General features: G+C 51.6%; 22 protein-coding genes and 1 tRNA gene. 4 read left to right on the forward strand and 19 right to left on the reverse strand.

Features of this window, described 5'->3' with window-relative positions:
- Positions 1-46 precede the first annotated feature (46 nt).
- The 5 genes from R1T41_RS18425 to R1T41_RS18445 form a co-directional block, all read right to left on the reverse strand.
- Positions 47-2,320: a PAS domain-containing sensor histidine kinase gene (locus R1T41_RS18425; protein WP_317338437.1), complete on the reverse strand. Its 2,274-nt coding sequence runs from the start codon at positions 2,318-2,320 to the stop codon at positions 47-49.
- Positions 2,317-3,765 carry a nitrogen regulation protein NR(I) gene (gene ntrC / locus R1T41_RS18430; protein ID WP_317338440.1) on the reverse strand — a complete coding sequence of 483 codons (1,449 nt, stop codon included), beginning with the start codon at positions 3,763-3,765 and terminating at the stop codon, positions 2,317-2,319. Before ntrC ends, R1T41_RS18425 begins: the two co-directional genes overlap by 4 nt.
- Positions 3,762-4,907: a two-component system sensor histidine kinase NtrB gene (locus R1T41_RS18435; RefSeq protein WP_317338442.1), complete on the reverse strand. Its 1,146-nt coding sequence runs from the start codon at positions 4,905-4,907 to the stop codon at positions 3,762-3,764. Before R1T41_RS18435 ends, ntrC begins: the two co-directional genes overlap by 4 nt.
- 43 nt (positions 4,908-4,950) lie before the next feature.
- Complete coding sequence (gene dusB, locus R1T41_RS18440) at positions 4,951-5,955, reverse strand: tRNA dihydrouridine synthase DusB (protein WP_209222071.1); 1,005 nt, start codon at positions 5,953-5,955, stop codon at positions 4,951-4,953.
- Between the two features lie 95 nt (positions 5,956-6,050).
- Positions 6,051-6,857 (reverse strand): inner membrane protein YpjD, encoded by an 807-nt coding sequence (locus tag R1T41_RS18445; protein ID WP_062948812.1) that lies wholly within the window; start codon positions 6,855-6,857, stop codon positions 6,051-6,053.
- A gap of 117 nt (positions 6,858-6,974) precedes the next feature.
- On the opposite strand from R1T41_RS18445, the gene R1T41_RS18450 reads away from it, so the two are divergent.
- Entirely contained in the window at positions 6,975-8,171 is a 1,197-nt protein-coding gene (locus R1T41_RS18450; protein ID WP_317338447.1) for a bifunctional 2-C-methyl-D-erythritol 4-phosphate cytidylyltransferase/2-C-methyl-D-erythritol 2,4-cyclodiphosphate synthase, read from the forward strand.
- 71 nt (positions 8,172-8,242) lie between these two features.
- Here R1T41_RS18450 and R1T41_RS18455 read toward each other — a convergent pair whose 3' ends face one another.
- Positions 8,243-8,806, reverse strand: a complete 564-nt coding sequence (locus tag R1T41_RS18455; RefSeq protein ID WP_317338450.1) for a septation protein A — start codon at positions 8,804-8,806, stop codon at positions 8,243-8,245.
- A gap of 60 nt (positions 8,807-8,866) precedes the next feature.
- Entirely contained in the window at positions 8,867-9,226 is a 360-nt protein-coding gene (gene cutA, locus R1T41_RS18460) for a divalent-cation tolerance protein CutA (protein WP_317338451.1), read from the reverse strand.
- Between the two features lie 115 nt (positions 9,227-9,341).
- Between cutA and R1T41_RS18465 the strand changes: the two genes are divergently transcribed.
- Both R1T41_RS18465 and R1T41_RS18470 read left to right on the forward strand, forming a co-directional pair.
- Positions 9,342-9,581, forward strand: coding sequence for a hypothetical protein (locus R1T41_RS18465; protein WP_062958505.1), 240 nt, complete (start codon positions 9,342-9,344; stop codon positions 9,579-9,581).
- A 94-nt stretch (positions 9,582-9,675) separates the two neighbouring features.
- Entirely contained in the window at positions 9,676-10,251 is a 576-nt protein-coding gene (locus tag R1T41_RS18470; RefSeq protein ID WP_317338454.1) for a histidine phosphatase family protein, read from the forward strand.
- Between the two features lie 48 nt (positions 10,252-10,299).
- On the opposite strand, the gene R1T41_RS18475 is transcribed toward R1T41_RS18470, so the two are convergent.
- The 7 genes from R1T41_RS18475 to R1T41_RS18505 form a co-directional block, all read right to left on the reverse strand.
- Positions 10,300-10,376, reverse strand: a tRNA-Pro gene (locus R1T41_RS18475).
- Between the two features lie 66 nt (positions 10,377-10,442).
- The gene (locus R1T41_RS18480; RefSeq protein WP_317338457.1) at positions 10,443-10,922 is read right to left on the reverse strand and encodes a MerR family transcriptional regulator; all 480 of its coding nucleotides are present in this window, start codon (positions 10,920-10,922) and stop codon (positions 10,443-10,445) included.
- An 11-nt stretch (positions 10,923-10,933) separates the two neighbouring features.
- Positions 10,934-11,224, reverse strand: coding sequence for an integration host factor subunit alpha (locus R1T41_RS18485; RefSeq protein ID WP_007089542.1), 291 nt, complete (start codon positions 11,222-11,224; stop codon positions 10,934-10,936).
- A gap of 155 nt (positions 11,225-11,379) precedes the next feature.
- Positions 11,380-12,351 (reverse strand): beta-ketoacyl-ACP synthase III, encoded by a 972-nt coding sequence (locus R1T41_RS18490; RefSeq protein ID WP_114121953.1) that lies wholly within the window; start codon positions 12,349-12,351, stop codon positions 11,380-11,382.
- 43 nt (positions 12,352-12,394) lie between these two features.
- Positions 12,395-13,471: a phosphate acyltransferase PlsX gene (plsX, locus tag R1T41_RS18495; protein ID WP_062948797.1), complete on the reverse strand. Its 1,077-nt coding sequence runs from the start codon at positions 13,469-13,471 to the stop codon at positions 12,395-12,397.
- A 262-nt stretch (positions 13,472-13,733) separates the two neighbouring features.
- Positions 13,734-14,309, reverse strand: coding sequence for a YceD family protein (locus R1T41_RS18500; RefSeq protein ID WP_062948793.1), 576 nt, complete (start codon positions 14,307-14,309; stop codon positions 13,734-13,736).
- 12 nt (positions 14,310-14,321) lie between these two features.
- The gene (locus tag R1T41_RS18505) at positions 14,322-14,873 is read right to left on the reverse strand and encodes a ubiquinol-cytochrome C chaperone family protein (protein ID WP_317338464.1); all 552 of its coding nucleotides are present in this window, start codon (positions 14,871-14,873) and stop codon (positions 14,322-14,324) included.
- A 163-nt stretch (positions 14,874-15,036) separates the two neighbouring features.
- Between R1T41_RS18505 and R1T41_RS18510 the strand changes: the two genes are divergently transcribed.
- Entirely contained in the window at positions 15,037-15,486 is a 450-nt protein-coding gene (locus R1T41_RS18510; protein ID WP_062948789.1) for an outer membrane protein assembly factor BamE, read from the forward strand.
- A gap of 6 nt (positions 15,487-15,492) precedes the next feature.
- On the opposite strand, the gene thiL is transcribed toward R1T41_RS18510, so the two are convergent.
- From thiL to R1T41_RS18535, 5 genes are read right to left on the reverse strand one after another with little or no spacing between them, the layout of a single operon-like run.
- Positions 15,493-16,530 carry a thiamine-phosphate kinase gene (thiL, locus tag R1T41_RS18515; protein ID WP_317338467.1) on the reverse strand — a complete coding sequence of 346 codons (1,038 nt, stop codon included), beginning with the start codon at positions 16,528-16,530 and terminating at the stop codon, positions 15,493-15,495.
- A complete protein-coding gene (gene nusB, locus R1T41_RS18520; protein ID WP_317338469.1) occupies positions 16,472-16,969 on the reverse strand; it encodes a transcription antitermination factor NusB in 498 nt (165 codons plus the stop codon). Before nusB ends, thiL begins: the two co-directional genes overlap by 59 nt.
- Entirely contained in the window at positions 16,969-17,433 is a 465-nt protein-coding gene (gene ribH / locus R1T41_RS18525) for a 6,7-dimethyl-8-ribityllumazine synthase (protein WP_062948783.1), read from the reverse strand. Before ribH ends, nusB begins: the two co-directional genes overlap by 1 nt.
- A gap of 4 nt (positions 17,434-17,437) precedes the next feature.
- Positions 17,438-18,592, reverse strand: coding sequence for a 3,4-dihydroxy-2-butanone-4-phosphate synthase (gene ribB, locus R1T41_RS18530; RefSeq protein WP_317338472.1), 1,155 nt, complete (start codon positions 18,590-18,592; stop codon positions 17,438-17,440).
- A gap of 6 nt (positions 18,593-18,598) precedes the next feature.
- A complete protein-coding gene (locus R1T41_RS18535; protein WP_114110151.1) occupies positions 18,599-19,186 on the reverse strand; it encodes a riboflavin synthase in 588 nt (195 codons plus the stop codon).
- Position 19,187 lies beyond the last annotated feature (1 nt).

A 19,187-nucleotide genomic window follows, 5' to 3' on the forward strand; every position in this document is an offset into this window, starting at 1 on the left:
GACCAATATGCCCGTATCTAAAATTATTGCTGATGAAACAACAGGATCAGTTGTTCAAAGAGGTGCTATCTGCAGTTTCTTCTGCAGTTATATGCTTACCTGCGACTGGAAAGGCCAGTGTAACCGTTGCTCCGCTCTCAACACCGTCAGCAAGTATAAGCTCTCCGCCATGGTCTTCCATGATTTTCTTGACGATTGCAAGCCCCAGACCAGTACCTTTTGACCGCGTTGTTACGTAGGGTTCGGTTAGTCTCTCACGATTTTCAACGGGCAAACCTTTGCCATTATCGGAGACCGTAACGTAGATGCGTTGATGTTCATCAGAGCGTGTCACAGAAATTTCAATACGGCCCGGCGGCAATTCGCTTTCGTCCCCTTCACGTCCGTCAATCGCCTCAGCGGCATTTTTAAGGGTATTGGTTAGGCACTGATTGACCTGTCGAGCATCGCATGAAACTTCAATATCACGGCCTGCTTTCGGATCGAAATCATACGTTATTTTATTGTAGGCCTGCTTTTGAAGGAATACCGCACTTTTGACCAGATCAACAATCTTTTCAGATTTCATCTTCGGTGATGGCATTCTCGCAAAACTTGAGAATTCGTCGACCATACGTCCGATGTCTCCGACTTGACGAATAATCGTGTCGGTACAGGTTTTAAACACTTCGGTATCGCTTTGAATTTCCTTGAGATATCGACGCTTTAAACGCTCTGCCGATAATTGTATCGGTGTCAGTGGGTTTTTGATTTCGTGCGCGATGCGGCGCGCAACGTCGGCCCAGGCAGCCATACGCTGCGCGGTCTGAAGTTCCGTTACATCGTCAAAAGTCACAACATAACCGAAAATAGACCGGTCCTCCGCGCGCTCGACCGTTACCCTCGCCAAAAGCATCAGGGCCAAACCATCCCGTCGGATTTCAATCTGCCGCGATCTGCTTCGATCGCCTTCCTTGTGCAAGTCTTCGAAAAGTTCGGAGAATTCCGGGATTACCTCGCAAATTGACTGCCCGATAGCCCCGTCAAGATCAATCCCCATAAGGTCGGAAGCACTGCGGTTTGGCAGATTGATGTGGCATTCTGCATCAAGCCCGATCACACCGGCAGTCACACCACCCAGAATTGCCTCGGTAAACCGGCGGCGCTCGTCATTCAGTCGATTGGCCGCGACCAGCTCGGTACGCTGCGTATCAAGCTGGGATGTCATGCGGTTGAAAGCACGGGTTAGTGCTTCAAGTTCGTCTTCCTGACCTGCAAGCGGAACACGGAAGGTCAAATCGCCGTCACGGACCTTTTCTGCCCCCACAATCAATTGGGAAATCGGTTCGACCAAGCGTGTTGCAACCATAAGCCCCAAAGTCACTGCTGCCAGAAGCAAGACAACGGCAATCAGCACGAAAATCATCACGAAGGTGATGACAATCCCGGACCGTTCACCTTCAAGGTTTTCGTACGCAGTTACCGCCTTTCTGGCCTTGTCGATACGTTCAAGAACATTGGGATCAACAAACCGGCCGACCAGAAGATACCCGTCAATGAAACTGTCGAGATGCGCCATGGCGCGAATACGGTTGTCCGTATTCCCCAAAAGCAGAACAACATCGTTGTTTCGCGCCCGATCATAGACTTCCTGTGGAATTGGTGACAGGACCGGATCGTAGGAAAAACTGTAGTCGGATTGCGCAAGTACGGCGCCGCTTCCGTCAATTATCACGGCTTCCGGCAATCCGCGGGCATCGGCCTGAGCCGTCAGTATTCGGTTGATGCGCTCTCTGTCTGTCGCAAAATTGACGCCAAGACGTTGAAGATCATTGGCCGTTGCCAGAACATCGGCCCGGATAAGCTCCTGATGTTCTTTCAGATATGCCTCTGCAATGACCATGCTTTCTTCGACGGCAGTTCTGATTCGATCACTGAACCATCCCTGAATACCGAAATGCAGAAACAATGCGGAAAAAATAGCAACGATAATGGCTGGGGTCACCGCCACCAGCGAGAACAGTAGAACCATTCTTGTGTGAAGCTTGGCACCGGCCGTGCCACGCCGTCGTTCCGCCCAAATCTGAACCAGCTTGCGCGCAACCAGTGTGGCAAGCGCCAAAACAAGAATAAGATCAATGTTTAACAGCAGGATGATCAGACGTGGTTCCGGCCGCAGTGGAGCAGTACCAGTCATGGCAAGATAGGTCGCCAGAACCGATATAAGCCCGGCACAGACCAGACCAATCGCAAACTTGCGCGACTGGCTTAATCGACCCAGAAATCTGACAAATCCTGAACGCATCAGACGACTGGTGACGGGTCGTCCGGCTTCGGTCATTTTGCGCCCCTGACGACTTCCAGTCCGAGATCGCGGATTTTCTTGCGCAATGTATTCCGGTTAAGTCCCAGAACCTCGGCCGCTTTCACCTGATTACCACGGGTAGCTTCCAGTGTAACAGTCAGCAACGGACGTTCCATTTCGCGCAATATACGATCATACAGGCCGCTTGAAGGAAGGTCTTCGTCATGGGCATCGTAGTATTCGCGAACATGACGTTCGATCGATTCCGCTAGAGACTGCGGTTCCCCAACCGGTGCGGCTTCACTGATGCTGTTTTCCGAAAACTCCGTTTCGATAACATCGACGCCAATCACGTCATGCGAATAGAGCGCAGTCAAACGGCGAACCATATTTTCCAGTTCGCGTATATTTCCAGGCCATCGATGGGATTTTAAGCGCGCCATGGCCTCGGCTGAAAGTGTCTTGCGAGGCAACCCCTCTTCACTGGCCTGCATGAGGAAGTGATTGACCAACTCGGGAATGTCTTCCAGCCTTTCACGCAATGACGGTAGCCGGATTGGAACGACATTAAGACGATAGAACAAATCTTCGCGGAAGGTGCCTTCGCGGATCAGCTTGCGCAGATCCCTGTGGGTTGCAGCAACGATGCGGACATTCACACGGATCGGTGTGCGCCCGCCAACACGGGTATATTCACCTTCCTGCAAGACACGCAGTAATCGGGTCTGTGCCTCAAGCGGCATGTCACCTATTTCATCAAGAAATAGCGTTCCGCCCTCAGCCTGTTCAAACCGGCCTACCTTGCGCTCGTTAGCTCCGGTAAAGGCCCCTTTTTCATGGCCAAAAAGCTCACTTTCGATAAGCTCGCGCGGAATGGCCGCCATGTTGATGGCAACGAACGGGCCGTGGCGACGTCCGCCATATTCGTGCAGCGCACGAGCCACCAACTCTTTACCGGTGCCACTTTCTCCTGTCACCATGACGGTAAGGTCGGTGTTCATCAGACGGGCGAGAGCACGGTAAATTTCCTGCATCGCCGATGATCGACCGATCAGAGGCAGACGATCATCCCCTTCATCATCAGAGGATTTGGCATTCTCATCAGCCTGTGGCGTTTCGAGTGCCCGATCAACGATGCTTATCAACTCATTCAAATCAAACGGTTTTGGAAGATACTCAAAAGCCCCTCTCTGGGCTGCTTTTACCGCTGTCATCAGAGTGTTTTGCGCGCTCATGACGATCACACGCAAGTCCGGACGCAGTTTGCGGATACGCGGAACCATGTCGAGCCCGTTTTCGTCCGGCATCATCACGTCTGTGATTACCAGATCGCCATCCCCGTCAGCGATCCAGTCCCACAAGGTCCGTCCGTGACCGGTGCTTCGCACCTCATGACCCTGACGCGACAAAGCCTGTGTCAGAACGGTACGGATTGCACGGTCGTCATCAGCAACAAGAATTCTGGCCGGGCTCGGGCTCATACGGTTTCTTCCTTGTTCTTAATTATATTGCCCGCACCGACATCTTCAGCCAGCGTGCGGTTATAGATTGGCAGCATGATCTGGAATTCGGCACCGCCCCCCGGTGCATCTTTAACCTCAATCACACCACCGTGGTCATTGATAATCTTGGCCACCAAGGCCAACCCCAATCCTGAGCCGGTTGGTTTTGTTGTTACGAACGGGTCAAACAGGCTTTCGCGCATGTCGGGTGCAATTCCTGGTCCGTTGTCACGTACAGACACGACCAACGGCAAATGCACACGTGCATCACCGCCTGCAACAGCAAGGCGAACACCGTGCTGATAGCGGGTCGATATCACAATATGACCTCTATCATGATCAACGGCTTCGCCCGCATTCTTCAAAAGGTTCAAAAACACCTGAATAAGCTGATCCCTATTCCCGAAAACCGGTGGCAGCGATGGGTCATAGATTTCTTCGAATGCCAGATGTTTGCCAAAGCCGTTTTCGGCTAGCCTGCGGACATGTTCAAGCACGGTATGGATATTGACTGCACCGCGTTCCATCGGTTTATCAGAAAAGATTTCCATACGATCAACAAGGTCGACAATACGATCTGCCTCGTCACAGATCAGACGCGTCAGGACCCTGTCGTCCTCGTTTGAGGTCTGCTCAAGCAATTGAGCCGCACCACGGATACCCGAAAGCGGGTTTTTGATCTCGTGTGCAAGGATTGCCGCCATTGCACTTACCGAGCGGGCTGAGTTCCGGCTCAACAGCTGATTATCAATCTTTTGCGCGATAGAGCGCGGCTCGAATGTCAAAACGGCACAGTCGGGTTCATCTGGCATCGAACCCACGGTCAGGTTTACTGTATGTTTGCCAATTTTCGGGCTTTCGATCAGAAGATTATGATCAGCCACGAGGGTCGCTTCGTCAATTGCCTGAGTGATAAGAGAAAAAACCGGGCTGTCACCTGGAATGAAATCCTTGAGATTGCTGCGGCAGAGGACGGCGGCGCTGGTATTGAACAGCTGTTCCGTCGCCTGATTGACGAAGCGGATTTTGCCATCCCGATCAGAAACGATAACCGCACTGGCAATTGCATTAAGCACGCCAGTCGGATCTACCCCGTTCCCTTTGCCAAATCCAAGTCTCATTCAAAGTTTCCCCGATAAAATAGCTATTTGGTTCTTGTTATTCTCAGGCAGCAGCCTGGTTTTCGGTATTCTCAATCAGTGGCTCATAGAAAGCCCTGATTTGACTCCTGACTTCAGATGGATCACTTAACTGGTTAATAACACGGCGAAATTCCGTCGCATTGCGCAAGCTGTTGCAGTACCAAGCCAGATGCTTTCTGGCGATCCGCACGCCTTGCTGCCCGTGATGATCAATCATCGCATCATAGTGACGCAGAATGGTTTCCATCTGCACATCAAGCGACGGTGCAGCCAGTTTGGTGCCTGTTTTCAGGTAATGTGAAACCTGCGCCAAAAACCACGGTCGACCTTGTGCGCCGCGTCCTACCATGACACCGTCAGCACCAGAACGTTTCAGAAGTTCTGCTGCGTCTTCTTCTCTGTTGACATCGCCATTGCCAATGACCGGGATCGATACGGCCTGTTTGACCAGCCCAATTGCACCCCAATCAGCATCACCCTTGTAAAACTGACAACGCGTGCGCCCATGAATGGTCAACATCGCAATGCCAAGTTCCTCGGCAATTTTCGCCAGCCGCGGCGCATTACGATTATCGTCATCCCACCCCAAACGCATCTTGAGCGTCACAGGCACGGAAACAGCGTCAACGGTTGCCTTTATGATATCCGCAGCAAGCTTTTCATCGCGCATCAGGGCCGAACCGGCATAACCCTTTGTGACTTTTTTTGCCGGACAGCCCATATTAATATCGATGATCATCGCACCGCGATCTTCATTCATCTTTGCGGCCAAAGCCATTTCATCGGGTTCGGTCCCGGCAAGCTGAACGGAAAGCGGGCTCTCGGCTGCACAATCACCGTGCATCTTGCGCACTTCTTTCTGATGGCGCTGAATGCGTGTCATGGCATCAGACGCAATCATTTCCGACACAACAAGGTGGCCGCCAAACTGGCGCACCTGTTGCCGGAAAGGAAGGTCAGTCACACCTGACATCGGTGCCAGAATGACATTCTCTGGCACGGTTACAGAACCGATCTGCAAAGACATGAAGAAAATCCGATTGCCTAAAACTTGGGCAGATTAATGAAACTGGCGCCGCGTTGCAACAACTCTAAGCGAATTGTCGAATATATAGGCCCGGATCAACCGATCAGATATCCACTGACAAATCGCACCCCAGGGAATGCCAGCGTAAGCAGAAGCCACGCCCCAAGAACAAATCGCACTGCCATTCGGCCCCGCAAGGTGGATTTTTCATGAATGAAGATCAGAGCACAAATCACAGCGAAGCCAAGCAGGGTCAAAAGCATTTTGTGATCAAGATAGAAAAGCGACTGATCTTCGACCTGACGTAGTGCAAAACCGGTGAAAATGCCAACAACAAGAACCCAAGCAGACCATTTAAGAAAACCAACCAGCATATATTCACTGTCACGCAAAGGCGGCAGGCGGCGGCTCCAGCGATTGGGCCGCCTGTTCTTTAGGGCATTTTCCTGAACGATATATGCCATTGCCGCTATTGCCGCCAAAGTAACGAGTGCATAGGTCACTAGAGACGTTCCGATATGCACCCATAGCCAACCGGAATAAAGAACCGGCTCTGATACTGATGGGTCGAAAACCGGCTCGAACACATTGAAAAACCCGGCAATTCCACCAAACAGTAAAAGATATCCCCCGATATAACCGGCAAGGCGCCATATCTGTTTCGGCCCTTTGCAAATAACAAGCCCGCCAAAAATCAGGATTACCGAGAGCTCGGACCAATGCAAAGCCGCTGTAAAGCCGCGCGATTGCACTTCTTCGCCGGTTAATCCAAGAACCACAACGGTGCCCAAAGCCGCTATGCAAATCGAGGTAAACAGCCAGACATCACGTTGAGGATCACGCCGCATGATTTGCGTGGTCAACGGCAACAGGCACAAAATGTGAAGAACGGCAGCGAGCATGTTCGGATCCGGACTGAAGCTGTTTACGTCATAAGATCGGGCAAATGGCGACTTGGCAAAGTCTTCGCAGAAAGATAGCCTGCGGCGCAATTCAGACAAGTCACGGCATGAACGTTTATGACCAAAAAAATCGCAGTTGTCATCGTTGCTGCAGGCAGCGGTAGCAGATTTGGCGACCCGATACCAAAACAATATCATCTGCTTGGCGGAAAGCCATTGTTGCGGCACTGTATCGAGAGTTTCGCAAAGCTTGTGCCGCTTGAAATGATCCGGGTGATTTATAATCCGGACCATCGGGATCGCTACGATGACGCCATGAACGGGTTATCGCTGCCGGAACCGATCGCCGGAGGCCTGACAAGACAACAGTCGGTTCTGAACGGATTGCGATCACTGGCAGATGAAAACCCGGACTATGTGCTCATACATGATGCGGCAAGACCCGGGATTTCCGACGATGTTATTTTGCGCGTCGTTAATGCGTTGTCAGAACATTCTGGTGCAATTCCGACCTTGCCCGTTATGGATACCATAAAACAAGCAGGTCTTTCGGGCTTTATTGAAAAGACAATTCCGCGCGCACAACTTCATCGCGCCCAGACACCACAGGGCTTCCATTTCGCAACAATTCTTGAAGCGCACAAGCAATTTGAAGGATTGGAGTTCACCGACGATGCGGCCCTTCTCGAGCAGCTTGGCCTTGATGTAATCTGTGTCGAGGGTAATGTTGCAAACGATAAAATTACGCGCCCTGACGATATGGATCGTGCGCATGACCGGTTGTACACTGGTTCTAATTTAAAGAAAGAAAATAAGAAAATGATCCGCGAAGAGTTTCGGGTTGGCACAGGTTTTGATGTTCATCGCTTTGCGCCGGGAGATCATTGTATTTTGTGTGGGGTATCTGTGCCTCACACCGCACGTCTTGATGGTCATTCCGATGCAGATGTCGGATTGCACACCCTTACAGATGCATTGCTTGGGGCGATTGGTGCCGGTGATATCGGTCAGCATTTCCCGCCATCCGACATGAAATGGAAAGGTGCGGCATCCGACCAGTTTGTTTATCATGCGGTCAAACTTATCCGCGAACGAGGTGGCCGCATCATCAACGCGGATATCACGCTGATTTGCGAACGCCCAAAGATCGGACCTCATACCAGGGGCATGCGGGAAAAGGTTTCGGAAATACTGGGGATTGATGTTGATCGGGTCAATGTCAAAGCGACCACGACCGAGCGTCTTGGCTTCACTGGTCGCGAGGAAGGTATAGCGGCACAGGCAGTCGTAAGTATCGCCCTGCCAGTCGAATAATCACATACAAATGAAGTGAAAGGCCGGGACTTGTTTCACGGCCTTATATTTATTCGTTAAGCTTGAACTGATTATGCTGCGGGTGAGCCACCCTCTTCTTCCGGCAACTGATGTTTCATCAATATCGGCACTTGTGCCATGCCGAATACCATCGTCAAAGGCATGATTCCCCAAACTTTGAAGGCGACCCAGGTATCGGTCGAGAAATTACGCCAGACGATTTCATTGATCACGGCGAGGACAATAAAGAATATGCTCCAACGCCAGGTCAGGATGCGCCAACCTTCGTCAGTCGCCTTGAACGCGCTTTCCAGAACCAGCTTCAAAAACAATTTTCCTGCCATCAAACCGCCAAACAGAATTGCCGCAAAAAGCAAATTGACGATGGTCGGTTTGATTTTAATGAACAGATCGTTGTCCAGATAAAGAGTCAATCCGCCAAACACGATCACAAAAACCCCGCCAATCAACGGCATTACGGGAATCGTTCTGGCAGCCAGAAACGAAGTGATCAGCGACACAACAGTGGCAGCCACAAAAACTGCGGTAGCAGTCATTAGATTGGTTGTTGCATTTACAGCGAAAAAGAGAATGAGCGGCCCCATTTCAAGGGCCAATTTTGCAAGCTGGTTCATTGGTCACTTCGTAATATGTAAAATTTCGGCCATCCTAGGGGCCCAGTGTCCCCTATGCAATCACTTCGGGGCTTTTGCTTTATTAACCTGATTTCGCAACCAATTCACGTACGGGGCGTTTCCTCTGCCAAGGGGAATCTCAAGGATACAAGGAACCTCGTATGGATGGTGATCGGCGATCCAGCCGGCAAGGTCCTTCGCCACCGAAGACCTTGTTTTCAAAATGACGATCATTTCATTTTCTTCCTCAATGTCGTCGTCCCATTCATAGACCGCGACCATTCGTGGTAAAATGTTTGCACAGGCCGCAAATCGCTCTCGGACGGCACCACCTGCGATCACGCGTGCGACTTCCATATCTGGCACCGTCACGTAAAGAAACACCATATCGCTCTGCTCGAAGGGATCGTTCGTCATCATGATTGCTCCCCTGTTGATTATCCGTCACACTTAACTGCAATATATAGCTTGGTCATTACATTACGCCAACCGGGCGCGACATCCTGCCCGAAGGCGCTATGACGGGGAAAAGCAGGTGAAACCGACACAGGTACAACTCGATTGGTTGCGCCGCGGCCTAAGCCAGCCTGGCGGAAAGCTGCCGCTTTTTGATACCAACGGCAAACAGATTAGTGAAAAAACGGTCAAAAGCTGCATCGATCACGGATGGGCTGCACCATGGTTCGATAACCCGATAAAACCGGATTGGCTGATCTGCAAACTGACAGATGAAGGCCGTCGGGTCGCTACCTCCGTTACAGATAACAAGGCATAATAGATCCAAGCCCCCAGCTGCCGCTCAACTGATCTGATCAGCACGTTCTCGGGTATCAAGTTCAATAACTTTTTGCCAATGGGGGTGCCGCACCATGCGTTCATGTATCAGAAATACGATTGTCGCCCTAACTTTCGTTTGCTCGTTTGTTCTCCACAGCGTCAAGGCAGCAGATGTGCCCCATTCGTTGGATATATGGCGCCAGCCCGGAGTGCATGCGCTGATGCGACATGCCATCGCGCCGGGCACTGGCGATCCCAAAAACTTTGTGATTGGCGATTGTAATACCCAGCGAAACCTGGACGAGGCTGGTCGCAATCAAGCACGTGCAATAGGGGCGCGCGTGCGTGAAGCGGGCATAATGTTCGACGTAATTCTCAGCAGTCAGTGGTGTCGCTGTTTGGAAACAGCCAAATTACTCGGACTTGGCAACGTGACTGAGACACCTGCTCTGAATTCGTTTTTCCGCGATGGTAGCAACAAGAAAATACAGACAGATCAAATCATTTACCGACTTCGCGCACTTCCCGAAGACAGCAATACCCTGTTGATCACCCATCAGGTGAACATTACCGCATTGACCGGTGTTTATCCAAGCTCAGGCGAAATAATTCTGTTCCGATTTGGTGATAATGACGTCTTGGAAATGCTTGCGCGATTGACGCTGTAGCCTCGACAGGACAACAGGGTTCAGATCAAATTTTGAGAGAGACTAAATTGGTCGGAGCGAGAGGATTCGAACCTCCGACCCCCTGCACCCCATGCAGGTGCGCTACCAGGCTGCGCCACGCTCCGACCGTAAATGCGCCGTTTGGCGCGGCTCGATAAATAGCCGCGCAAGCCCAAAGACGCAAATGGTTTTTACGTATTTTTTCCCGCCTGCCCCAAGGCCGACTTAAGGATGCCCTGCAGGTCTTCCAATTCACCCAAAAGGTTCGTCAGAGCAATTTTATCGAGTGCGGTTACGTTGCCAGACACTGCGACAGGAGGTTGTATTTGATCCGAAGCGAGATCCGCTGTTTCCGTCAAAGAAGCAACTGCAATTTCGGAAGGCAACTTTCCTTTGTGCTGATCCAGCAGCTTTTGCACGCCCTTGATCGTATATCCCTGATTATGGAGCAAAGAACGGATATCTGCCAGTAACACCAAGTCTTCCGGGCGGTAGTAACGACGCCCGCCAGCACGTTTCATCGGCTTGATCTGGGGAAACTTGGATTCCCAAAAACGCAGGACATGCTGCTGCAGGCCCAGTTCTTTTGCTGCTTCGCTAATTGTACGAAACGCAGAGTCAGACTTCGCTGTGCGGCGGTTATCCGCCACAGCCCCCAAGTGATTTTTCATGAGTTCGGTTCTTAAGCGTTAATGCGTGCTTTCAGCACCTGCGACGGCCGGAACACAAGTACCTTGCGTGGCAGGATCGGTACTTCTTCGCCCGTTTTGGGGTTACGACCGATGCGCTGCCCTTTCTGACGGACAGAGAAACTGCCAAAGGAGGAAATCTTGACGACTTCGTCTTTGATCAGTGCAGAAGAAATTTCATCGAGTACCGTTTCCAGCAACTGGGCGGACTCGTTACGCGACAAACCGACTTCCTGATAAACGGCTTCGGCGAGATCCGCGCGGGTAATCGTAGCTTCCGACATAACTGGCCGCCTCCTTAAAACGGGACTTTATACACAAGGCTATATCTGGTAGCGAAATCAGTCAATATCAACAGGATACATTGCTTTAAGGCAGAATGTTGTGCTTTTTAAGCAAATGCTTTGTTTTTCACGGATATTGCAGGGAAATTTCTGCTTTACCATCGCACGAGTGCCGCACCCCAGGTAAAGCCGCCGCCCATTGCTTCCAGAATAACAATGTCACCGCGCTGAATACGTCCATCATGAACCGCTTCTGCCAGTGCCAGGGGAATCGACGCTGCTGATGTGTTTGCGTGACGATCAACTGTGATCACCACCTTATCTTCGGAAATACCAAACTTTTTAGCGGTGCTATCCAGAATGCGGCGGTTTGCCTGATGCGGGACCAGCCAGTCAATATCCGATGCTTCCAGCCCGGTATCAGCAAGAACTTCACGAATAACACCGGCAAGATTGGTCACAGCATGACGGAAGACTTCTTTGCCTTCCATCTGAAGATACCCCACGGTCTGCGTTGAAGATGGGCCGCCATTAACATAAAGAAGTTCGTATTTGCTGCCATCTGAATGCAGCCGACTTGCAAGAATACCCTGATCCTTGATCGTTCCCTGCCCTTCGACAGCCTGAAGAACAACTGCGCCAGCCCCATCACCGAACAAAACGCATGTACGGCGGTCTTCCCAATCAAGAATGCGAGAAAATGTCTCGGCCCCGATCACAAGAACAGTTTTTGCCTGACCGTTGCGAATATACATATCGGCGGTGGTCAGTGCATAGACAAAGCCCGAGCAGACCGCCTGAACATCAAACGCAAAACCGACAACACCAAGACGATGCTGAACCTTTGTGGCCGTGGCCGGGAAAGTATTATCGGGTGTTGCCGTCGCAACAATGATCATGTCGATATCGGCTGCAGTTACACCCGCATGCTCCATAGCGCGCGTGGCAGCCGCAACCGCCAGATCACTGGTGGTTTCACCCTCCGCAGCTACGTGGCGCTGGCGTATTCCAGTCCTGGCAACGATCCACTCATCAGACGTATCGACGCGCTTTGCCAGCTCATCATTGGTTACAACATTCGAAGGAAGATATGATCCGCAACCAATAATGCGAGAACGAACAGTCATGATTTAAGAACCGCCAGTTTTAGTGGGAATAGTTGGGACAGTATCAGTCGGCCTGGCCAGCTGCGAGGGCGATGGTTTCCTCATCGATAGGCGCTTTGGATATTGCTTCTTCGAAGGCTGCAAGTTCGCCCTTGATTGTTTCATTTAGCCGGTTGGCGATGAGGTCATGGCAAACGCCAATGGCATTCGAGAATCCCAGCGCATCGGTGCCACCGTGGCTCTTCACCGCAATCCCGTTCAGGCCAAGCAGCATCGCACCATTGTAACGGCGCGGATCCATCCGTTCACGGAAACGCTGCAATGAGCGACGAGCCAACAGATAGCCAACCTTCGCCCAGAATGAGCTTTTGAAAGTTTCGCGCAGAAAATGCACCAGCAAACGTGCAGTTCCTTCGGCGGTTTTAAGTGCAACGTTACCGGTGAAACCATCAGTAACGATCACATCCACCGTACCTTTGGCCAGATCATCACCTTCGACAAACCCTTCGAAACGGATCGGAAGATCGATTTCGCGAAGTATGGCCGCAGCTTTTTTGACAGACTCATTACCTTTGAGTTCTTCAATCCCGACATTGAGCAGACCGACAGACGGCTTTTCAATGCCAAACAGGATGCGTGCGAAAACCTCACCCATCAGCGCGAACTGCACCAGGTTGTTTTCATCGCATTCGATGTTGGCACCAAGATCGAGCATGACGGTTTCGCCACGTTGGGTTGGCATATAGGTCGCGATGGCCGGGCGATCGATGCCACGAACCGTTTTAAGGACAAATTTTGCCATTGCCATCAGTGCGCCGGTATTGCCAGCAGATACGACACCCTGTGCATCGCCCTCTTTGACGGCATTGATGGCCAGCCGCATACTGGAATCCCGCCGCTGCCGCAAGGCAACTGACGGCTTGTCATCCATTGTCACCTCTTGCGAGGCATGACGAACTTCAGTGACGGCCTCAAGACCCGGATATTTGGCGAGCAGCGGTTTGATCCGCGCTTCATCCCCAAACATCAAAAATTTAAGATGAGGCAACCGCTTCAGGGCAATTTCTGCACCCGCCACGACCATCTCGGGCGCGTGGTCTCCTCCCATCGCGTCAAGTGATATGCAGACCTGTTCAGGCAATGTATTCTCTTATGGTTGTTCTAAAACATCTGAACCGGAATCTACCGGCAGGCTTGCCAATCGGCGAAACTTGTCTTCGGCATGCCGGAACGCCCGTAATTACCGGAATTCTCAGCCAGATACAAGGTAAAGCCGATATGCAGCCCAAAGCCAGTCCCGTTCTGCTTTCGGTCCGTATTTTCGCTCAAAAGCGTGAAATGCCGGTAACGACCGGCATTTCAGCGATATCTTACATGACGAAACACGCAACCAGAATGGTAATTTAGTTTTTCTTCTCGAGCTGTTCCTTAAGGCCCGCAAGTTTGGCAAACGGGTTCGGACGCTCTTCTTCGTCATCCTCGGATTTGACCACGTCGGCGACTTTTGCACCATCCTTGCGGGGGTAAGGGTCCATAGCCACGGCAAGAAACTGCGAAACGACTTCGCCAACATCAATTTTGCCATCAACCAATGGCTCTGGCTGATCAAGAAGAGCCATAAGTTCCTCTTCGGAAAGATCATCCAGATCATCGGGATTCGACGGAAGATCATCTTCGGAAATATGCGGCGAAAACAGAACTTCCACCTCGTCTTCGACAATCTCGGGAACCGGTTCCAGGGTTGCGACACAACGCTGAATAATATCGGCATGCATTGGACCACGCAGGGTGACTTCGCCGTTGCCTGCCGTCGTGATTGTCAGGGTCGCCTTCAAACTGTTGATCGCAATCAGTTCGAAGCGTTCAGCAAGTGCAGCACACTCTTTTTCGTTCGCTTCAATCTCGATTTTGTTCTTTTTCCCGACCTGTTCGTCAGTGTTGACGATACGGGAAAACTCAGGTGCGATTTGCTCAGGCATTTGGGCCTCTTTCTATTCGGTTTGTGCAACAGCGATTTCCGGCACGGCCGGAAAATGAATGACGCCGTTGTGTAATTCTTCGGTTTTCTGACGATCAAGATTTGCAAGGGCATCATTGATATAGCCAACCATGGCCATCAATTGTGCGTCGCTTGCGTCATTATCTGCGTACAGATTGCGGTTAAGGGCGGCTGCAAGTTCTATGGCGCCAGTTTGCACGCCTTCCTCGTAGGCGACGATGCGACCGTGATAGGACTCCGACATTTTCCGGATGCGTTTAAGGATTCCGACGTCACCAATTCCCATCTCACGCATATTCTGATCAAGGTCGGAAAACATCACGTCAAAGATTTCCTGTGCCAGCTCCCGGCTTTCATTGTCTTTTTTCAGACGTCGAAACAGAACGAACGCATGCACCAGAATCAGGTCAAACCGACCTTCCATCGTGTCGGCAACGCCAAGACGTGTATAGAATGCAGGGTCTCGCGCCTGCTCGACCATTCTGATGTAAAGCGCAAAGGCTGCACTTTGTTTGCGGTCTTTTTTCTTCAACCAGCCGAACAACAGCAACACTCCTTCGTTGACATTCCAGCCATGGCACGCAGAATGCCGTAAATTTCCCGGGGCGATGCTGCCCCACCATTGCCCGGCAATATCATGCGCCCAGCGCTGAAACTCAAGGCAATTCCTTATTGATTTCAACTAGCGGATCGCTCTGGTGAGTTCCATGCATAAAAGAACAACACGCATTTCCCTTCTGATGCTGGCCGGACTGGCAATGGCAGTCGTTTCTGCCTGCAGCCCGCGTATTGCGACGCGCGGCAATGCCCCCGAACCGGAAGCACTCGAACAGATCGTGATCGGGGAATCGACCAAAGGTGATGTCACCGACCTTTTGGGATCACCATCCAGCGTTGCGGCATTCGATGAAAATGTCTGGCTTTATATTTCGCGCAGGACAGAAACAATTGCCTTTCTCGAACCGGATGTTGTCGAACAGAAAGTCGTTCTGATCAGCTTTGATGCCGCAAACCGGGTTGATATTCTTAGCGAATATGACCTTGAAGACGGAAAGCCGGTCATTCCTACCGACCGGATCACGCCAACTGCAGGCAAGGAAATCACAATCCTGCAGCAGTTGTTTGGCAACCTTGGTCGCTTCAGCGAAACGAAATAAGTCCGCTTAGTATCCAAAATGGTCGAACCCGCCCTTTGCGAGTTCGGCCATTTTTTTATCCATACCAATCAGATCAACCTGCCCGCTTCGATTTGTGACTTCACCAATAATTGCAACATCATCACCCAGTCCTTTGATTTCATTGGGATCTGCACAAATCAGAAGTTCGTAATCATCACCGCCACAAAATACCGCATTCCAAAGTGCGGGATCATTCTGCACAGCATTTCGGGCGGCCTTTGAAAGTGGAATCCGTTCTTGATCAAAGGTCATACCGACATTGGATGCGGCGCAAATTTTTCGGCAGTCCCCCGCCAGTCCGTCTGAAATATCCATAGCGGCATACCGTCGGTTGGCAGCTACGCATTTTCGACCGATTTCCAAACGTGGTTGAGGCACCCAGTATCGCGATGTCAAAAACGCGGCATCTTCGTGATCAAGGCTGTTTAAATCGCCCTGCAGAACCTTCAAGCCAAGTGCGCCATCCCCCAAGGTACCCGTGACCGCAATCAGATCACCAGGCTTGGCCGCATCACGGCGAAGCGCCCTACCTATCGGTACCGCGCCAAATGCTGTCAGGCTAAAGAATGTAGGACCAGGTGTGCCAACGGTATCACCGCCCAAGAGTGGTGCGTTGAAGGCATCGCAATCTTGTCCCAAACCGTTCGCAAATTCCGCGATCCAATCTTCGGACAAATCCCGATTATATCCTGCTGTCAATACGACGCCCAACGGGTATGCACCCATTGCGGCAATATCCGACAGGTTAACACGCATTACCTTGCGTGCAATATCGGCCGGAGCATCCTGACTTCTGAAATGTACATCGGCAACAAGGGCATCGACCGTTATCACCAGTTCCTGCCCATCGGGCACGGACAAAACAGCCGCATCGTCCATAAGAGACAATGCGGCTTTTGACTTTTGCGCGATTGGCGCAAAATGACGCGCGATCAGATCAAACTCTCCTGACCGCCCTGCCATATTATTGCTGTCCGGTTTCACCTGCACGAAGCGTTTTGCCGATCCGGTCAAGAACAGCATTCACCAGCTTCGGCTCGGTTTCGTCAAAGAACGAATGGGCCGCATCCACGTATTCGGTGATGACGACACGCATCGGAACGTCTTCACGCATCATCAACTCGTAGGTCCCCGCCCTTAGGATACTGCGCAAAACGGTTTCAAGACGCTTTGTCGTCCAACCTTTTTCCAAAGCTGAATCGATCAATCCGTCAATGTCGACGGTACGTGCGGTGACACCTTGAACCAGATCGGCAAAAAAACCGCGATCCGGGTCAATAAGGTTGTCATTCGGCTCGTCAAGGTCGCGAATACCTTCACCATCAAGGCGGAAGTCGGAGTATTCACGCACGACGTCACCGGCCGAAAGCTGTGAAAGCTCGGCCTGATAAAGCGCCTGAATGGCAGCAAAACGCGCGGCACTGCGTCGTTGGGCGGCTGATGCCTTGGGTTTATCGGTCATTACTTGTGATGTATTCCAAAGTGGTTTTGAACTTCGATCATACGAAGAACGGCGCGGGCGGCCTCGCCCCCTTTATTCTTCTGATCGGCCTTGGCACGTGCAAGTGCCTGGGCTTCATTTTCAACAGTCAGGATGCCATTGCCGATCGCCAGACGATAATCAAGGCAAAGCTGCATCAAGGCGCGGTTGGCTTCTTCGCAGATGTGATCGTAATGCGTGGTTTCACCGCGGATAACACACCCGAGAGCAAGATAGCCATCATACCGAGGGCCCGTTGCAAGGTCAGCCATCGACTGTACGGCATAGCGAATTGCTATCGGAACTTCGAAGGCACCGGAAACAGAAAGCCGGTCCCAAGTCGCACCACCAGCTTCCAGAGTCGACGCAGCCCCTTTGACCAGATCTTCGACGATATGGGTGTAATAAGGCGCATCAACGATCAGGATGTGCGGACCGTTACTCATGTTTTTATTCCTCCGAGACGACAAGCGGACGCTGATCAACCAGATTTAGACCGAACCCGTCAAGTCCTACGATGTGTCTTTTGGTGTTTGAAAGCAAAATCATGTCGTGAATGCCCAAATCCAGCAAGATTTGCGCCCCGACACCATAATCGCGCAAATCAGAGTCGCCAGCGGTTTTCGTGATTTCCTGACGAAGTGCCTCGCCATCGCCACCGTGCCGTTCGATCAGTTTTGCAATCGATGAAGAAAGCGTATTGGGTCGCGGTTCACGGATCAGAACGATCACACCACGTCCCTCCTCACCGATCTGGCGCATTGCTGCCTGCAACTCACCACCGTGGCTTCCCTGACGGTCGCCAAGTACATCTTCAAGAACATTCAGGGCATGGACGCGTGTAAGGACCGGTGCACCATCAGAAATATCGCCTTTAACAAGCGCGATATGTTCCGCATAGGTGATATTGTTTACATAAAGATTAAGCTCAAACTCACCACCATGCAGCGAATTGATTTTGGTTGTCGCCTTGCGCTGAACGACCTTTTCGTGTTTCCGGCGATAGCGGATCAAATCGGCAATCTGCGCAATTTTCAAATTATGCTTTTGGGCAAATTCAACGAGTTCTGGCAAACGCGCCATTTCGCCGCTTTCGCTCATGATCTCGCAGATGACACCAGACGGATTAAGCCCCGCCAGCCGGGAAATATCAACCGATGCCTCGGTATGTCCGGCACGGACCAGAACCCCGCCCGGACGCGCACGAAGCGGAAAGATGTGCCCCGGGGTTACGATATCATCCGCCGTTGATTTTGGATCGATCGCTACAGAAATTGTTCTGGCTCTGTCCGGGGCGGATATCCCGGTTGTGACTCCGGTTGCCGCCTCTATCGAAACGGTGAATGCCGTTTCATGTCGTGTACCGTTTCGCGCGCTCATCAAAGGCAGGCCAAGATGATCGCACCGTTCGGATTCAAGCGTCAGACAAATAAGCCCACGGCCATGAGTTGCCATGAAATTCACGGCATCGGGTGTCGCCATTTGCGCGGGAATAACCAGATCGCCCTCGTTCTCACGATCCTCGTCGTCGACAAGGATGAACATCCGGCCGTTACGGGCTTCTTCAATAACATCTTCAATCGGCGAAAGGTGGCGATGTGGCATGGCTATTCAATCCTTCCCCAGCATGCGCGCCACATAACGCGCCAGCATGTCTATCTCGAAATTGATCCGGTCACCCGGCTGCTTCGATCCCAGCGTCGTATGTGTCTGGGTATGGGGTATCAGATTGATACCAAAAGTGTTTCCGTCAACCTCATTGACCGTCAAAGAAACACCTTCAAGCGTTACAGAGCCCTTGGATGCTATGTATTTTGCAAAAACCTCGGGAACCTCGAATGTCAGACGCAGGGAATCACCTTCCGAAAGGCGTTTCGTAAGGATTGCAACGCCGTCGACATGCCCCGAAACAATGTGGCCACCCAGCTCGTCCCCAACCCGGGTTGCCTGTTCGAGATTGACCCGTGATCCGACGCCAAGGTCGCCCATCGTCGTTTTGCTCAGACTTTCGGCAGATGCTTCGATGGCAAACCAGTCCGCCCCGGTTTCAATCACGGTCATACAGGCGCCATTGCAGGAAATTGATGCACCCAGAACGATTTTGGAAGTATCGAAACCTGTCGTGAACTCAAAACGTGTATCGCCGCGCTTTTCAATTTTGCGAACGGTACCTATATCTGTGATGATGCCTGTGAACATT

It is taken from the genome of Thalassospira lucentensis, from assembly GCF_032921865.1.
Taxonomy (GTDB): Bacteria; Pseudomonadota; Alphaproteobacteria; order Rhodospirillales; family Thalassospiraceae; genus Thalassospira; species Thalassospira lucentensis_A.

What these genes read in the sequence shown, in the direction of transcription:
- R1T41_RS18500 (WP_062948793.1), bottom strand. Translation starts at nt 14,309, where the DNA reads ATGCCTGAGCAAATCGCACCTGAGTTTTCCCGTATCGTCAACACTGAC.
- dusB (WP_209222071.1), bottom strand. Translation starts at nt 5,955, where the DNA reads ATGTCTTTGCAGATCGGTTCTGTAACCGTGCCAGAGAATGTCATTCTG.
- R1T41_RS18445 (WP_062948812.1), bottom strand. Translation starts at nt 6,857, where the DNA reads ATGCTCGCTGCCGTTCTTCACATTTTGTGCCTGTTGCCGTTGACCACG.
- R1T41_RS18470 (WP_317338454.1), top strand. Translation starts at nt 9,676, where the DNA reads ATGCGTTCATGTATCAGAAATACGATTGTCGCCCTAACTTTCGTTTGC.
- nusB (WP_317338469.1), bottom strand. Translation starts at nt 16,969, where the DNA reads ATGACCGATAAACCCAAGGCATCAGCCGCCCAACGACGCAGTGCCGCG.
- R1T41_RS18450 (WP_317338447.1), top strand. Translation starts at nt 6,975, where the DNA reads ATGACCAAAAAAATCGCAGTTGTCATCGTTGCTGCAGGCAGCGGTAGC.
- R1T41_RS18490 (WP_114121953.1), bottom strand. Translation starts at nt 12,351, where the DNA reads ATGACTGTTCGTTCTCGCATTATTGGTTGCGGATCATATCTTCCTTCG.
- ntrC (WP_317338440.1), bottom strand. Translation starts at nt 3,765, where the DNA reads ATGAGCCCGAGCCCGGCCAGAATTCTTGTTGCTGATGACGACCGTGCA.
- R1T41_RS18435 (WP_317338442.1), bottom strand. Translation starts at nt 4,907, where the DNA reads ATGAGACTTGGATTTGGCAAAGGGAACGGGGTAGATCCGACTGGCGTG.
- R1T41_RS18510 (WP_062948789.1), top strand. Translation starts at nt 15,037, where the DNA reads ATGCATAAAAGAACAACACGCATTTCCCTTCTGATGCTGGCCGGACTG.
- thiL (WP_317338467.1), bottom strand. Translation starts at nt 16,530, where the DNA reads ATGCTGTTCTTGACCGGATCGGCAAAACGCTTCGTGCAGGTGAAACCG.
- cutA (WP_317338451.1), bottom strand. Translation starts at nt 9,226, where the DNA reads ATGATGACGAACGATCCCTTCGAGCAGAGCGATATGGTGTTTCTTTAC.
- ribB (WP_317338472.1), bottom strand. Translation starts at nt 18,592, where the DNA reads ATGCCACATCGCCACCTTTCGCCGATTGAAGATGTTATTGAAGAAGCC.
- R1T41_RS18480 (WP_317338457.1), bottom strand. Translation starts at nt 10,922, where the DNA reads ATGAAAAATCACTTGGGGGCTGTGGCGGATAACCGCCGCACAGCGAAG.
- R1T41_RS18535 (WP_114110151.1), bottom strand. Translation starts at nt 19,186, where the DNA reads ATGTTCACAGGCATCATCACAGATATAGGTACCGTTCGCAAAATTGAA.
- ribH (WP_062948783.1), bottom strand. Translation starts at nt 17,433, where the DNA reads ATGAGTAACGGTCCGCACATCCTGATCGTTGATGCGCCTTATTACACC.
- R1T41_RS18425 (WP_317338437.1), bottom strand. Translation starts at nt 2,320, where the DNA reads ATGACCGAAGCCGGACGACCCGTCACCAGTCGTCTGATGCGTTCAGGA.
- R1T41_RS18485 (WP_007089542.1), bottom strand. Translation starts at nt 11,224, where the DNA reads ATGTCGGAAGCTACGATTACCCGCGCGGATCTCGCCGAAGCCGTTTAT.
- R1T41_RS18455 (WP_317338450.1), bottom strand. Translation starts at nt 8,806, where the DNA reads ATGAACCAGCTTGCAAAATTGGCCCTTGAAATGGGGCCGCTCATTCTC.